Below are 12,866 nucleotides of genomic sequence, written 5' to 3'. Positions count from 1 at the left end.
CCGCTATCCGCTATCCGCTATCCGCTATCCGCTATCCGCTATCCGCTATCCGCTATCCGCTATCCGCTATCCGCTATCCGTTTTCGGCTTGTGATGGCAACCCACTTTTATTCCGGTCGGGAGGGGATAGAGGGGCGATAAGTCGGTGGAATATGGGAAGGGCGGGTAAAGATTGGGTATAAGCAGGTGGTGTGTATGGTGAGCGGGACTGTCGATAGTGAGGCGACTGCGGAAATTAAAAGGGCCACCGCTTGGTGGCCCATTGGTGGAGTCTATTCTGACTCCGGCACTCTAGATTGTGGCAATCTCACTATGGGTCTTGTCTATGGTGCCCTCCTTGCGCGCCAGGCGCTTACTCAGATATGCCAGTGCTGATGCCGCAAAGCCTTGAAACTGTGTTGAGGCAGCAAGGCCGCGTGCTTGGGGTACTCACTAATGAAATGTTCTATTCCCTCCATCAGTTGTGCACGTAATGAAATCACGGGCTCATGCCAGGCTTGCAGGCATAAATGGCCTGGGATCAACTGCTCCTGATAATCTTCCAGCAGCTGCTCTGGCCAGGGTTCAATACCGGAATTGCGTTGCAGCAAATAGTGGGCGGCGGGTTCACGGGCGTAAATGAACTGAATTTGGGCCAGATCGCGTTGGCATAGCGTTTGACTGTTGATGTGACAGGTCAAATATTTTCCCGTTTTCAGATCCAGAAAGTGACCGCGTTGCCGACAGGGAACGATGCGATACCAAGGCAGGGGTGAGGAGAGAGAATACCCCTCAAGCTCCTGTTCCAACCAGTGGCGACACTCGGGTGTCTGCACCTCGTCGAGCATGGACTCGAGCTGTGTCAACAAGGCTCTGGATGGTTTGATGGCCAGTTTCGCACTCATCGCCTGCAATCCTCCCTCTGCACACAATTCCGACTATCAGTATGGACCTTGTTCGGCCAGAGGGGGTAAGGAATCTAATGATTAAAAGTGGATTAGCAGCGTGGTTTTTATGCACTAACTTGGTTCAACCCACCAGATAGGTGCCGGTCCCGAATGCAATGTGAGTGCCCTCTTCGTTGTGCAGCTCCATCCGGGCGACGGCGACCTTGCTGCCAGCGCGGATGATGTGGGCGGTGGCGATAAACTCGTTGCCGCGCCCCGGGCGCAGGTAATCCACCCGCAGATCGATGGTGCCGAGGCGAGCGAAGCGCTCCTTGAGATAGCTGGGGGAGAACTCCTCCAGCTCGTCGATGCAGGAGGCGGCGACAATCATGCCGCCCGCTACATCGAGCAGCGTGGCGGTGACGCCGCCGTGCAGGATGTTGTGGAAAGGGTTGCCGATCAGCTTCTCGTCCATCTTGATGCGCAGTTCCACCTTGTCGAAGTCGTAGTGGGTTACCTGCATGCCGATCAGCTTGTTGAACGGCATCTTCTCGGCAAACAGGTTGGCAATGCCACTGAGCGCCATCTTCTTGAGCATCTGTTTCATTCTCTGATCCCAATCCTTGTCATCAAAGCCGAGTAAAAACTCCAGCCAGTCTGCAACAGTTCCTTAACAGTCGCAATGGCAGGTTTATTGTGGGCGGCGGCTGCTTTAGAATGGCGACCCCAAAGGAGAGCCCATGACCGCGATTGCCGAAACCCTGCCAGATCCTCAGCCAGAGAGTCCGCTTGCCCTGCTGCAGGCGGTCTTCGGCTATCAGCAGTTTCGGCCGGGTCAGCTCGAGATCATCGAGCAGATCGTCGCGGGGCGCGATGCGCTGGTGCTCAAACCCACTGGCGGCGGCAAGTCGCTTTGCTACCAGATCCCGGCACTGCTGCGGCCCGGGCTCGGGGTGGTGGTTTCCCCCCTTATTTCGCTGATGAAGGATCAGGTCGACAGTTTGCGCGCCAACGGTGTGGCGGCGGTCTACATCAACTCGGCCCTGAGCCGGGAGGAGATGATCCAGAACTTCGCCGCCATGCGTCGCGGCGAGATCAAGCTGGTCTATGTCTCCCCCGAGCGCTTGCTGCAGCACGAGTTCATGGACCGGCTGGCCGAGCTGCCGCTCGGGCTGTTCGCCATCGACGAGGCGCACTGCGTTTCCCAGTGGGGCCACGACTTCCGGCCTGAGTATGCGGCGCTGGGGCGACTCAAGCAGTGGTTCCCGCAGGTGCCTGTGGTGGCGCTGACCGCCACCGCCGACGAGGCGACCCGCAGCGACATGCTGCACCGGTTGGAACTCAACGATCCCTTTATCCACACCGCCAGCTTTGACAGACCCAATATCCGCTACAGCCTGGTGGAGAAGTTCAAGGCGGCGGAGCAGTTGCTGCGTTACGTGCAGAGCCAGAAAGGCAACTGCGGCATTGTCTACTGCTCCAGTCGCAACCGGGTGGAGGAAGTGGCCGAGCGGCTATCCCGCCACGGCTGCAAGGCGGCGCCCTATCATGCGGGGCTGCCGCTCGAGCAGCGCCAGCAGACCCAGGATGCCTTCCTCAAGGATGATGTCGAGATCGTGGTGGCGACGGTGGCGTTCGGCATGGGCATCGACAAGCCTAACGTGCGCTTCGTGGTGCACTACGACATTCCAAAGAACATCGAATCCTACTATCAGGAGACCGGTCGCGCCGGTCGTGATGGCACTCCCGCCGAGGCGCTGCTGCTTTACGATCCCGCCGATATCGGCCGGGTGCGCCGTCTGCTCGACAACATCGAGAATCCCCAGCAGTTGCAGGTGGAGCAGTACAAGCTCAACGTGATGGCGGCCTTTGCCGAGGCGCAGACCTGCCGCCGTCAGGTGCTGCTCAACTACTTCGGCGAGTACAACGACAAGCCGTGTGGCAACTGCGATATCTGCCTGGATCCGCCCAAGAGCTATGACGGTACCGAAGATGCCCAGAAGGCGCTCTCCTGCGTCTGGCGGGTGGGGCAGAATTTCGGGGTGGGCTATGTGGTGGAGGTGCTGCGCGGCTCGCTCAACCAGCGCATCAAGGATCACGGCCACGACAAGCTCTCGACCTATGGCATCGGCAAGGATCAGAGCCACGAATACTGGATGAGCGTGATCCGCCAGCTGATCCACAAGGGGCTGCTGACCCAGAACATCACCCGCAATCTGGTGCTGCAGCTGACCGAAGCGGCCCGCCCCGTGCTGCGTGGCGAGGTGAAGCTGGAGTTGGCGGTGCCCCGCCTGCAGCCTATCTCCAGCCGCAAAGAGAAGCGCAATGGCCTGCTCGACAACGCCAACTACGACAAGCGGCTGTTCAAGGAGCTGCGCGGCCTGCGCAAGCAGATCGCCGAGGATGAAGAGGTGCCGCCCTACGTAGTGTTCAACGATGCGACCCTGGTGGAGATGGCTCAGCTGATGCCGATGACCGAAGACGAGATGCTGGCTATCAACGGTGTCGGCCACCGCAAGCTGGAACGCTTCGGCGAAGCCTTTATGGACCTTATCATCGACTACTGCCGCAGATAGATAGCAACTCGGGTGGAGATGGGGTCAGCGGCGATGCCGATGACCGAAGACGAGATGCTGGCCATCAACGGCGTCGGTCACCGCAAGCTGGAACGCTTCGGCGAAGCCTTTATGGACCTTATCATCGACTACTGCCGCCGGTAGGGTCGATTAGCGAAGCGTAATCGACCACAGCAGATGCGGCCCTGGATGAGTGCGAATCAGACGCGAGGTTATTTCAGGCTGGCGTAGAAGGCGGCCAGATTGTCGATATCTGCCTCGGTCAGCGGCGCCATGAAGGGGTCCATCAAGGGCTCTTTGCGAGAGCCATCCTTGAACGCTTTCAACTGTTTCACCAGATAGGCGGCATTCTGACCCGCCAGATGGGGATAGTTGGGGATCATCGCCTTACCTTCCACGCCGTGACAGGCGGCACAGACCGCTGCTTTGGCTTTGCCGGCTTCGATATCGGCAGCCTTGGCCTGATGACCCCACGCCAGTGCCAGCAAGGGCAGGGCATATACCCATTTTTGCATCTTCCTCTCCTTGAATTGAAAAATGATGGTTGCCAGTGAGCACAAGCGTGGCTGACGGCAGTATAAAGAGTGACACGAGCATACGCAGGGACGAATGGCACAACCATGAAGCTGATCAACACTTTTGCGACCGAGTTGCCCTGGGCTTGTGAGTCTGTGGTTCCCCAGCCGCTACAGCAACCCCGGTTGCTTCATCTCAACCGGGCTTTGTTGGCCGAGTTGGGGCTGGGAGGCGTCAGCGAGGCTGACTGGATCGCCTGTTGTGGCGAGGGAAAACGGCTGCCCGGCATGCAGCCGGTGGCGCAGGTCTATGCAGGTCATCAGTTCGGGGGTTATAGCCCTAGGCTCGGGGATGGTCGGGCGCTGCTATTGGGTGAGCAGCTGGCGCCCGATGGCAGCCGCTGGGATCTCCATCTGAAGGGGGCAGGAAAGACGCCGTTCTCCCGTTTTGGCGATGGCCGTGCCGTATTGCGCTCCAGCATCCGCGAATATCTCGCCTCCGAAGCACTCCATGCCCTTGGCATCCCGACCACCCGGGCGCTGGTATTGGTGGGGAGTCAGGAGCCCGTTTACCGCGAACAGGTGGAGACCGGGGCGACCGTGCTGCGAACCGCCCCCAGCCATCTGCGCTTTGGTCATATCGAGTATTTCGCCTGGAGCGGGCAGGGGGAGAAGATCCCGCCGCTCATCGAGTATCTGCTGCGCCACCACTTCCCCGAGCTGGAGAGTGGCGTCGAACTGTTTTCCGAGGTGGTGCGCCGCACCGCGCGGCTGATTGCCAAATGGCAGGCGGCGGGCTTCTGTCACGGGGTGATGAACACCGATAACATGTCGCTGCTCGGCCTGACGCTGGATTACGGCCCCTACGGCTTTATCGATGCCTACATGCCCGATTTTGTCTGCAATCACTCGGATCCGGCGGGTCGTTACGCGTTGGATCAGCAGCCTGCGGTCGGTTACTGGAATCTACAAAAGCTGGCGCAGGCGCTGGCTGGCCATGTAGACGGTGATGCGCTGGCTGGGGCGTTGGCCCAGTACGAACAGCAGCTGATGCTGCACTACTCCGAACTGATGCGGGCCAAACTCGGGCTGGCGGTGTGGGAGGAGGATGACCCTGCGCTGTTCCGCGAGCTGTTCCGGCTGCTGGCGGCTAACAAGGTGGATTACCACCTGTTCCTGCGGCGTCTCGGTGAGGTGACGCAAGAGGGAGCCTGGCCCGCGTCTCTGCTGGCGCTGTTGCCTGATCCGCGGGGTTGGCAGGCGTGGCTGGAACGCTATCGGACGCGGCTGGTGAGCGAAGGAAGCAAGGATGCCGTGCGCAAGGCGCGGATGGATGGCATCAATCCCAAGTATGTACTGCGCAATGCGCTGGCCCAGCAGGCGATAGATGCCGCCGAGGCAGGGGATATGCAGCCGTTCGAGCGGCTGTTCGCCGCCCTGCAGCGTCCCTATGATGAACAACCCGAATATGAGGATCTCGCTACTCCTGCGCCAGCATGGTATTGCGGTGGCGAGCTCTCCTGCAGCAGCTGAGAGACAGGGAATGAGTTGGCAGATCAAGCAGGTAGATAACGAAGCTGGCGTGGTGACGCTGGATTGCCCGGCGCTCGACTGGGACACGTTTCCGGTGTTGGCGCAGGCCTTGCTGCAAGAGTGGGAGTTGCTGCCGTTCGAGCAAGATGTGGGCGCCGACCGCCACAGCTGGCTGCTGGCGTTTGAAGGGAGCCAGTTCCGGCTGGAGTATGAACACTACAGCGGTTGCTGGCTGGAGGCGGTACGCCCGGCGGATCGGGAGGTGTTGCTCTGGCTCGCCAGGCAACACAAGGAGTAACGCTCGCCCGCGAGGCCTGCTCTGCGGCTAGTCAATCCGGGCGCGTATCATCGCATAAAGATTGAACTATCGATTTGGGGGCGTATAATCTCGCCCCTCGATTATCGCCAATGGTGGCGGTATGGGTTCCCTAACCCCATTAACCAAAAAGGTCACAAGATGAATCTGACCCCTGCGCAGTACCAAACGGCGCTTGTTCGCCTGTCGTTGTTCCACATCCTGATTATTGCCAGCAGCAACTATCTGGTGCAGCTGCCGATCACCGTGTTTGGCTTCCATACCACCTGGGGTGCGTTCAGCTTCCCGTTTATCTTCCTGGCGACTGACCTGACGGTGCGGATCTTCGGTGCCGGTCTGGCGCGCAAGATTATCCAGACCGTGATGCTGCCTGCGCTGGCGGTCTCCTATGCGCTCTCCGTGCTCTTCTTCGAAGGGAGCTTCCAGGGTGTTGGCAATCTGGCCGAATTCAATCTGTTTGTGGCACGCATCGCGCTGGCCAGTTTTATGGCCTATCTGGTGGGTCAGTTCATGGATGTGGTGGTGTTCAACCGACTGCGACTGATGAAAGCCTGGTGGGTTGCCCCGGCGGCATCCACCCTGTTCGGTAATCTGGTCGATACCATCGCCTTCTTCAGTGTGGCCTTCTGGCGCACCACAGATCCTTTCATGGCAGAGCACTGGGTCGAGATCGCAACCGTCGATTACGTATTCAAGTTACTGATAAGCCTTGGTTTGTTCGTGCCGCTCTACGGTGTCTTGCTGCGCTACCTCAGCCGCAAGCTGGTGGGCGAGGCCGGATTATCCAGCCTGCAGACGGCTACCCGACAAGCCTGATGAAATTGACCACCCTTCGCGGTGGTCAATTTTTTTGCACTTTCTGCAAATAGGGCTTGCCTAGTTAAATGAGAATGATTATTGTTAACTTGTTTTCCGGGAAAGACTTCATTCGTTCCAACGTGATGGACTTCTTGTGAAGGCACGACATTGCTCACATTGCTTCCAGTTAAGGGCCAGTTTATCTGGCCCTCTTTTTTTGTCTTTTTTCAGCAAATTGCAGCCATAAAAAACGGGAGCCAAGGCTCCCGTCGTCACTCTGTTTGTGGCTTACTCGATATCGAGTGCCTCGGGGGAGAGGATCACCCCTGTGGTATCGGCGTAGAGGTGGTCGTCAGGCAGGAAAGTCACGCCACCGAAGTTGACCGGCAGATCAGTCTCCCCTACATCCTTGCTGTCGGCACCGACCGGAATGGCTGCCAGCGCCTGAATGCCGATATCCAGATCTTCCAGAATATCGACCTCGCGGACGCAACCGTAGCAGACAATCCCTTCCCAATCGTTCTCGGCCGCTGTCGTGGCGATGTCGCTATCGATCAGGGCACGGCGCATGGAGCCACCGCCATCGATCAGCAAGACGCGCCCCAGTCCGTTCTCTTTGACGAGTTCACGGATCAGGCCATTCGATTCGAAGCATTTGACTGTGGTGATGACGCCGCCGAAAGAGGCGCGGCCGCCGAAGGAGCAGAGCATGGGTTCGAGTACATCCACCATGTCCTGATAGATGTCGCACAATTCTGAAGTGTTGTATTCCATAGTGTCAAATCCACGGCTGGAAACAGGTGCAACCAGTATAAGGAGTGGGTGTGGCATTTCAATGAATATTCCTTGCACAGATCACCCGTCGCCGCTTTTCTGCATAAGCTCAATGCAGTCCATTGCCTGGTTTGCGAGAGGTCCATCGTGCTGATACGTCATAAATTGATCCTGAATACCGTGCTGGTGGCGATTGCCATGTTGGTACTGAGCGGCCTGTTTCTCTACTCCAGTCAGGTCAGTCGCCATCTGGCCGATGCCCAGCGCAATGTGGATCAGTTGGAGATCGCCATGCTCAATCTGCGGCGTGCCGAGAAGGATTTTGTGATCCGCAAGGAGATGACCTTCGTCGATCAGTTCAATAAAGTGCTGGCGAGTTTCCATGCGCTCAACCGCACTCTGAGTGCCGATGACAATATCAGCGTGGTGCATGGTGAGCTGACCCGGCTGGATCAGCAGATGGGGGCCTATGGCAGCGCCTTCAGCGCCCTGGTCGCTCAGCAGCAGAAGATAGGGCTGGGGCCGGAAGATGGTCTCTATGGCAAATTGCGGGCCGCAGTGCATGAGGTGGAAGATGGCCTCAAGCAGCTGGATCAGCAGGGGCTGCTCATCACCATGTTGCAGCTGAGGCGGGCGGAGAAGGACTTCATGTTGCGCTCCGACATCCAGTATCTGGATCGCTTCGAGACCTTGCACAAGAGCTTTCAGGATAGCCTTGCCGCTTTGCCGGAGGCGGATCGCGGCAAGCTGGAGCAGGCCAGCAAGCAATACCGGCAGGACTTTGTCGCCCTGGTGCAGGGGATGCAGGTGCTGGGTCTGAAAGAGGGTGAGGGGCTGCGCAACCAGATGCGGGATCTGGTGCATCAAACCGAGCAGGGGTTTGCGACCGTTGACCAGCACATTGTCGATGAACTGGAGCGGCAGACCGCTCGCCTCAACAGCCTGATGCTGGTCTGTGGCGGGGTGATTATCGTGCTGATCGGCATCATGAGTGTGCTGCTCGGCCGCAGCATCGACCGCCCCATCACCCAGGTGAACGAGACGGTCAATCGCATTCGTCAGGATAATGACCTGCGGCTGAAAATCGAGTTGAAAGGGGCTGATGAAATGGCCCAGCTGGCGGGTAATCTGGACGTGATGCTGGGCGGGTTCCGCACCCTGATCGGCGATGTGAAGCAGAGTGTTCATACCCTGACGGAGGCAGCCGATCACCTCTCGGCCAACGTCCAGCGCACCAGCGAGGGGGCGGCGCGCCAGTTGCAGGAGACCGACATGGTGGCGACCGCCTCCACCGAGATGGGATCCACCATCGAAGAGATCGCCCGCAATACCGAACAGGCCGCCAACAATGCCCAGACCACCAACAACAAGGCGATGGAGGGGCGCACCGCGGTTGAAAATACGGTCAGCCAGATCCGCTCGCTGGCGGGCAATCTGGAAAGCTCGTCCAGGGAGGTGGGACAACTGCAAAAAGAGAGCGAGACCATCGGCTCGGTGCTGGATGTGATCAGGGGGATTGCCGAGCAGACCAATCTGCTGGCGCTCAATGCGGCCATCGAGGCGGCCCGTGCGGGGGATCAGGGTCGTGGCTTTGCGGTAGTGGCCGACGAAGTACGCAGCCTCGCCATACGCACCCAGAAATCGACCCAGGAGATCGCCGGCATCATCAGCTCCTTGCAAAAGCAGACCGGCAGCATCGTCGAGATGATGGCGACCTGCCGCGAGCAGGGCAACCGCAGCTCGGAGCAGGCCAGCACCGCAGGGGAGCTGTTGGGACAGATCACCCAGGATGTCACTCACATCATGGATATGAGCACCCAGATCGCGGCGGCCATCGAACAGCAGAGTCTGGTGGCCAACGAGGTGAACCGCAACGTCAACAACATCCGCGACATTGCCCAGGAGTCCAGCACCATGGCGGAGGAAAATGCCAAATCCAGTGATGGGCTCAACAAGCAGGCGCAACTGTTGAATCAGGCGGTGGCGAAATACCGGGTTTAGTGACCGGACTGACATCTTTGCGAGGTTTTCACATCAGAGTGGCAATGATTTGATCGTAATGGCTGTTATTGGGGGCATTCGCTCATATAATCGCCGCCACTATGATGATTCGGAAGGATTCGATGGCAAAGTTGCTGGTGGCCGTATTCGGGCTGTTCTGCACCTGTCTGGTGCTGGCAGGCCCGGCACCCCAGGCCACCCCACTCAAGCCAGGCATGGAGCCGCTGCTCAGCTGGTTCAACGGGGCCTTTACGAGCCGGGAGCAGGCCAGTTACGACAGCCGCTTTACCAGTGCCGAGCTGCGGCTGATGGAGATCTGGCCCGGCTATCAGGGCTATCGCTGGGTCTATGCCGAACAGTACCTGAGCCTGCGCTCCATCCGCCCGTTTCGCCAGCGTATCTACCGTTTCTCCCCCGCCCCTGATGGACGGATCCTGATGGCCGAACTGACCATGCCCCGGGCCACCGATTTTGCCGGCGCCTGGCACGATCCCTCCCTGCTCGACAGCCTGACCCCGCAGCAGCTCTCCTTGCGCCACGGTTGCGAGATCTGGCTGACCCGCACCCCGTCCGGCGAGTATGCCGGTCACACCCGGGTGGGCCACTGCTCCACCGATTTTGGTGGTGCCAGTACTCTGGTGCAGCATATCTGGATTGGCCCCGATAGCGTCAGATTGCTGGATCGAGCCTATGACAACGAAGGGCGGTCGCGTTGGGGCAGCCCGGGTGAGGGGTATGTCTATTTGCGTCGTTCCAGAGGATTTGGCCAGTAGGTGTGAATGCATCTGGCTGCGGGAACGTGAAGGAAGAAAAACAGGGATCGTAAAAAAGGCGCCCGATGGGCGCCTTTTTCAGAATTCTTCAGAAGTAAAATTACTTCTTGGTGGTCATCGCACCGAAACGCTTGTTGAACTTGTCTACGCGGCCGCCGCTAGAAACTTCTTTCTGCTTGCCGGTGTAGAACGGGTGGCACTCGGAGCACACGTCCAGGTTCAGATCTTTACCGATGGTAGAGAAAGTGTTGATGACGTTACCGCAAGAGCACTTGGCGGTGATGGCTACGTAGTCAGGATGGATACCAGCTTTCATGGACAACCTCAATTAATAGGCCGTGTCGCCATCCGATCTCTCGTCGGACACCACACGATTGTTGAACACAGTTTCAAAGGCTGCGAATAATATAGGAAATGCCTGAGATCAGGCAAGTGGCTTCGCAGAAAAAATAGGCAACCCCTGGTGAATTCTTCCCAAACGCTGGATCTGGTTCGTGTCGCTGTCCCGGTACCGTTACGCCGTCACTTCGACTATCTCTCTCCCCTGCCGTTACCTGCCCCCGGTTGCCGGGTCGAGATCCCTTTCGGCCCCCAGACCCTGGTCGGGCTGGTGGTGGAGCATCCGGCCGACAGCCAGGTGCCACGCAACAAGCTCAAGCCCATCAAGCGGGTACTCGATGCGACGCCGGTGCTGGGGCCGGATATTCTGGCGCTGATGAACTGGAGCGCCAGCTATTACCAGCATCCGCTGGGGGAGGTGTTGCCTCATGCCCTGCCGGTGCTGGTGCGCAAGGGGGAGCCTGCCGCCTATCGCGAGCTGGAGTTCTGGTTTGCCACCGAGGCGGGGATGGCCATCGGCCTTAACGAGCTCAAGCGGGCGGCCAAGCAGCAGCAGGCGCTCGCCCTGCTGCGCAAGGGGCCGCAGACCCCTTCCGCCCTCAAGCAGGAGGAGATCCAGAGCGCCGCACTCACTGCGCTGGAGAAGAAAGGCTTGCTGGAGAGGCGCTCGCTGGAGCCGAGCCACGACGGCGACTGGGCCGCCCGCTTTGAACCGGGGGAGGGGCTGCGCCTCAACGGCGAGCAGGCGCTGGCTGTCTCCGCCGTTACCAGCCAGAGCGACAAGTTCGGTGCTTTCCTGCTCGATGGCATCACCGGCTCCGGCAAGACCGAGGTCTACCTGAGCATCCTCGAGCCGTTGCTCAAGGCGGGCAAGCAGGCGCTGGTGATGGTGCCGGAGATCGGCCTCACCCCGCAGACCATCAACCGCTTCCGCCGCCGCTTCAACGTGCCAGTGGTGGCGATGAACTCCGCCATGAACGACCGGGAGCGGCTCGATGCCTGGCTGGCCTGTCGTGATGGTGGCGCCGCCATCCTGATCGGCACCCGCTCCGCGGTGTTCACCCCGTTTCACAACCTCGGCATCATCATCATCGACGAGGAGCACGATGGCTCCTTCAAGCAGCAAGACGGTTTTCGCTACCACGCCCGGGATCTGGCGGTGATGCGGGCCCATCGCGCCGGTATCCCCATCCTGCTTGGCTCGGCCACTCCGTCGCTGGAGACGCTGCACAACGCCCGCACTGGCAAGTATCACCACCTCAGCCTGACTCGGCGTGCCGGTAACGCCCAGACTGCCCGTCAGGTGATCCTGGATATCAAGAACGTGCGGTTGCAGGCAGGACTCTCCCCCCAGCTGGAGCAGCTGATGGCGGAACATCTGGCGGCGGGTAATCAGGTGATGCTGTTTCTCAACCGTCGTGGCTATGCCCCGGCTCTGATTTGCCACCAATGTGGCTGGAGTGCCGCCTGCGAGCGTTGCGATGCCTGGTACACCTGGCATCAGGCCGGACGACGGCTGCACTGCCACCACTGTGACAGCGTACGCCCGCTGCCCCATCACTGCCCCGAGTGTGGCAGCAACGAACTGATCGGATCCGGGGTCGGCACCGAACAGTTGGAGCAGCTGCTCACCACGGTTTTCCCGCAATACCCGGTGGTGCGCATCGACCGGGACAACACCCGCCGCAAGGGGGAGCTGGAGACCCATCTCGGTGACATCAAGGCGGGCAAGTACAAGATCCTGATCGGCACCCAGATGCTGGCCAAGGGCCACCACTTCCCGGATGTGACGCTAGTGGGCCTGCTGGATGTGGATGGCGCCCTGTTCAGCGCCGATTTTCGCGCCGCCGAGAAGCTGGCCCAGCTCTACACTCAGGTGGCGGGCCGTGCCGGTCGCGCCAGCAAGCCCGGGCTGGTGGTGTTGCAGAGCCATCATCCGGAACACGCCCTGCTGCAGGATCTGACCCAGAACGGTTACGGCCACTTCGCTGACACGGCGCTGAAGGAGCGCCGTCTGCTGGGGCTGCCGCCATTCAGTTATCAGGGGCTGTTTCGCGCCGAGGCCAATGGCCGCGACGAAGTTCAGCTGTTCCTCACCCGTCTCGCCGAGACCCTGCGCAGCGCCCACTATCCCCATCTGCAGGTGCTGGGGCCCATCAGCGGTTTTATGGAGCGCAAGGCGGGCAAGTTCCGCATGCAGTTGCTGGTGCAGGGGCCAAACCGGGCGCCGCTCGCGCAACTGCTGGATTGGGCGGTGAAGGAGCTGGAAGGCTGGCCGGAGACCAAAAAGGTGCGCTGGAGTCTGGATATCGACCCCACCGAGCTGAGTTGATGGCGCTGGGGCTGGTCGCTGGCAGTTATCGTCAGCGACCGGC

The 12,866-nt window shown here is 59.7% G+C and carries 12 protein-coding genes and 1 pseudogene; 8 read left to right on the top strand and 5 right to left on the bottom strand.

What is annotated here, in order from left to right; translation table 11 throughout:
* Positions 1-356: 356 nt before the first annotated feature.
* Positions 357-884, bottom strand: coding sequence for an AbiTii domain-containing protein (locus OKC40_RS02290; RefSeq protein ID WP_005356927.1), 528 nt, complete (start codon positions 882-884; stop codon positions 357-359).
* Positions 885-1,008: 124 nt separating this feature from the next.
* The gene (locus tag OKC40_RS02285; RefSeq protein WP_005355465.1) at positions 1,009-1,473 is read right to left on the bottom strand and encodes a thioesterase family protein; all 465 of its coding nucleotides are present in this window, start codon (positions 1,471-1,473) and stop codon (positions 1,009-1,011) included.
* 133 nt (positions 1,474-1,606) lie between these two features.
* Between OKC40_RS02285 and recQ the strand changes: the two genes are divergently transcribed.
* Positions 1,607-3,442 carry an ATP-dependent DNA helicase RecQ gene (gene recQ / locus OKC40_RS02280; protein ID WP_108588428.1) on the top strand — a complete coding sequence of 612 codons (1,836 nt, stop codon included), beginning with the start codon at positions 1,607-1,609 and terminating at the stop codon, positions 3,440-3,442.
* A gap of 3 nt (positions 3,443-3,445) precedes the next feature.
* A pseudogene (locus tag OKC40_RS02275) lies at positions 3,446-3,586 on the top strand (HRDC domain-containing protein); the annotation flags it as partial.
* Positions 3,587-3,654: 68 nt separating this feature from the next.
* On the opposite strand, the gene OKC40_RS02270 reads toward OKC40_RS02275, so the two are convergent.
* Positions 3,655-3,957 carry a c-type cytochrome gene (locus tag OKC40_RS02270; RefSeq protein WP_075113735.1) on the bottom strand — a complete coding sequence of 101 codons (303 nt, stop codon included), beginning with the start codon at positions 3,955-3,957 and terminating at the stop codon, positions 3,655-3,657.
* Positions 3,958-4,062: 105 nt separating this feature from the next.
* On the opposite strand from OKC40_RS02270, the gene OKC40_RS02265 reads away from it, so the two are divergent.
* The 3 genes from OKC40_RS02265 (at position 4,063) to OKC40_RS02255 (ending at position 6,622) form a co-directional block, all read left to right on the top strand.
* Positions 4,063-5,490: a protein adenylyltransferase SelO gene (locus OKC40_RS02265; RefSeq protein WP_270793991.1), complete on the top strand. Its 1,428-nt coding sequence runs from the start codon at positions 4,063-4,065 to the stop codon at positions 5,488-5,490.
* 10 nt (positions 5,491-5,500) lie between these two features.
* Entirely contained in the window at positions 5,501-5,788 is a 288-nt protein-coding gene (locus OKC40_RS02260; protein ID WP_270793990.1) for a DUF3630 family protein, read from the top strand.
* A 159-nt stretch (positions 5,789-5,947) separates the two neighbouring features.
* Positions 5,948-6,622: a 7-cyano-7-deazaguanine/7-aminomethyl-7-deazaguanine transporter gene (locus OKC40_RS02255; RefSeq protein WP_042059239.1), complete on the top strand. Its 675-nt coding sequence runs from the start codon at positions 5,948-5,950 to the stop codon at positions 6,620-6,622.
* Positions 6,623-6,892: 270 nt separating this feature from the next.
* On the opposite strand, the gene rraA is transcribed toward OKC40_RS02255, so the two are convergent.
* Complete coding sequence (rraA, locus tag OKC40_RS02250) at positions 6,893-7,378, bottom strand: ribonuclease E activity regulator RraA (RefSeq protein WP_005340678.1); 486 nt, start codon at positions 7,376-7,378, stop codon at positions 6,893-6,895.
* Between the two features lie 147 nt (positions 7,379-7,525).
* On the opposite strand from rraA, the gene OKC40_RS02245 reads away from it, so the two are divergent.
* On the top strand, positions 7,526-9,379 hold the full coding sequence (locus OKC40_RS02245) for a methyl-accepting chemotaxis protein (protein ID WP_270793989.1): 1,854 nt from the start codon (positions 7,526-7,528) through the stop codon (positions 9,377-9,379).
* 122 nt (positions 9,380-9,501) lie between these two features.
* Positions 9,502-10,152 carry a chromophore lyase CpcT/CpeT gene (locus tag OKC40_RS02240; protein ID WP_042656930.1) on the top strand — a complete coding sequence of 217 codons (651 nt, stop codon included), beginning with the start codon at positions 9,502-9,504 and terminating at the stop codon, positions 10,150-10,152.
* Positions 10,153-10,252: 100 nt separating this feature from the next.
* Here OKC40_RS02240 and rpmE read toward each other — a convergent pair whose 3' ends face one another.
* Complete coding sequence (gene rpmE / locus OKC40_RS02235; RefSeq protein ID WP_005340673.1) at positions 10,253-10,468, bottom strand: 50S ribosomal protein L31; 216 nt, start codon at positions 10,466-10,468, stop codon at positions 10,253-10,255.
* A 147-nt stretch (positions 10,469-10,615) separates the two neighbouring features.
* On the opposite strand from rpmE, the gene priA reads away from it, so the two are divergent.
* Positions 10,616-12,823, top strand: coding sequence for a primosomal protein N' (gene priA / locus OKC40_RS02230; protein WP_270793988.1), 2,208 nt, complete (start codon positions 10,616-10,618; stop codon positions 12,821-12,823).
* Positions 12,824-12,866 lie beyond the last annotated feature (43 nt).

Source organism: Aeromonas sp. QDB11, from assembly GCF_027705265.1.
Taxonomy (GTDB): Bacteria; Pseudomonadota; Gammaproteobacteria; order Enterobacterales; family Aeromonadaceae; genus Aeromonas; species Aeromonas allosaccharophila.
The sequence above is the reverse complement of the archived record's forward strand: the minus strand, read 5'-3'. Positions and strand labels throughout refer to the sequence as shown.

Excerpts from the sequence above, each read along its gene's own strand:
- OKC40_RS02290 (WP_005356927.1), bottom strand. The coding sequence starts at position 884 with ATGAGTGCGAAACTGGCCATCAAACCATCCAGAGCCTTGTTGACACAG.
- OKC40_RS02285 (WP_005355465.1), bottom strand. The coding sequence starts at position 1,473 with ATGAAACAGATGCTCAAGAAGATGGCGCTCAGTGGCATTGCCAACCTG.
- recQ (WP_108588428.1), top strand. The coding sequence starts at position 1,607 with ATGACCGCGATTGCCGAAACCCTGCCAGATCCTCAGCCAGAGAGTCCG.
- OKC40_RS02270 (WP_075113735.1), bottom strand. The coding sequence starts at position 3,957 with ATGCAAAAATGGGTATATGCCCTGCCCTTGCTGGCACTGGCGTGGGGT.
- OKC40_RS02265 (WP_270793991.1), top strand. The coding sequence starts at position 4,063 with ATGAAGCTGATCAACACTTTTGCGACCGAGTTGCCCTGGGCTTGTGAG.
- OKC40_RS02260 (WP_270793990.1), top strand. The coding sequence starts at position 5,501 with ATGAGTTGGCAGATCAAGCAGGTAGATAACGAAGCTGGCGTGGTGACG.
- OKC40_RS02255 (WP_042059239.1), top strand. The coding sequence starts at position 5,948 with ATGAATCTGACCCCTGCGCAGTACCAAACGGCGCTTGTTCGCCTGTCG.
- rraA (WP_005340678.1), bottom strand. The coding sequence starts at position 7,378 with ATGGAATACAACACTTCAGAATTGTGCGACATCTATCAGGACATGGTG.
- OKC40_RS02240 (WP_042656930.1), top strand. The coding sequence starts at position 9,502 with ATGGCAAAGTTGCTGGTGGCCGTATTCGGGCTGTTCTGCACCTGTCTG.
- rpmE (WP_005340673.1), bottom strand. The coding sequence starts at position 10,468 with ATGAAAGCTGGTATCCATCCTGACTACGTAGCCATCACCGCCAAGTGC.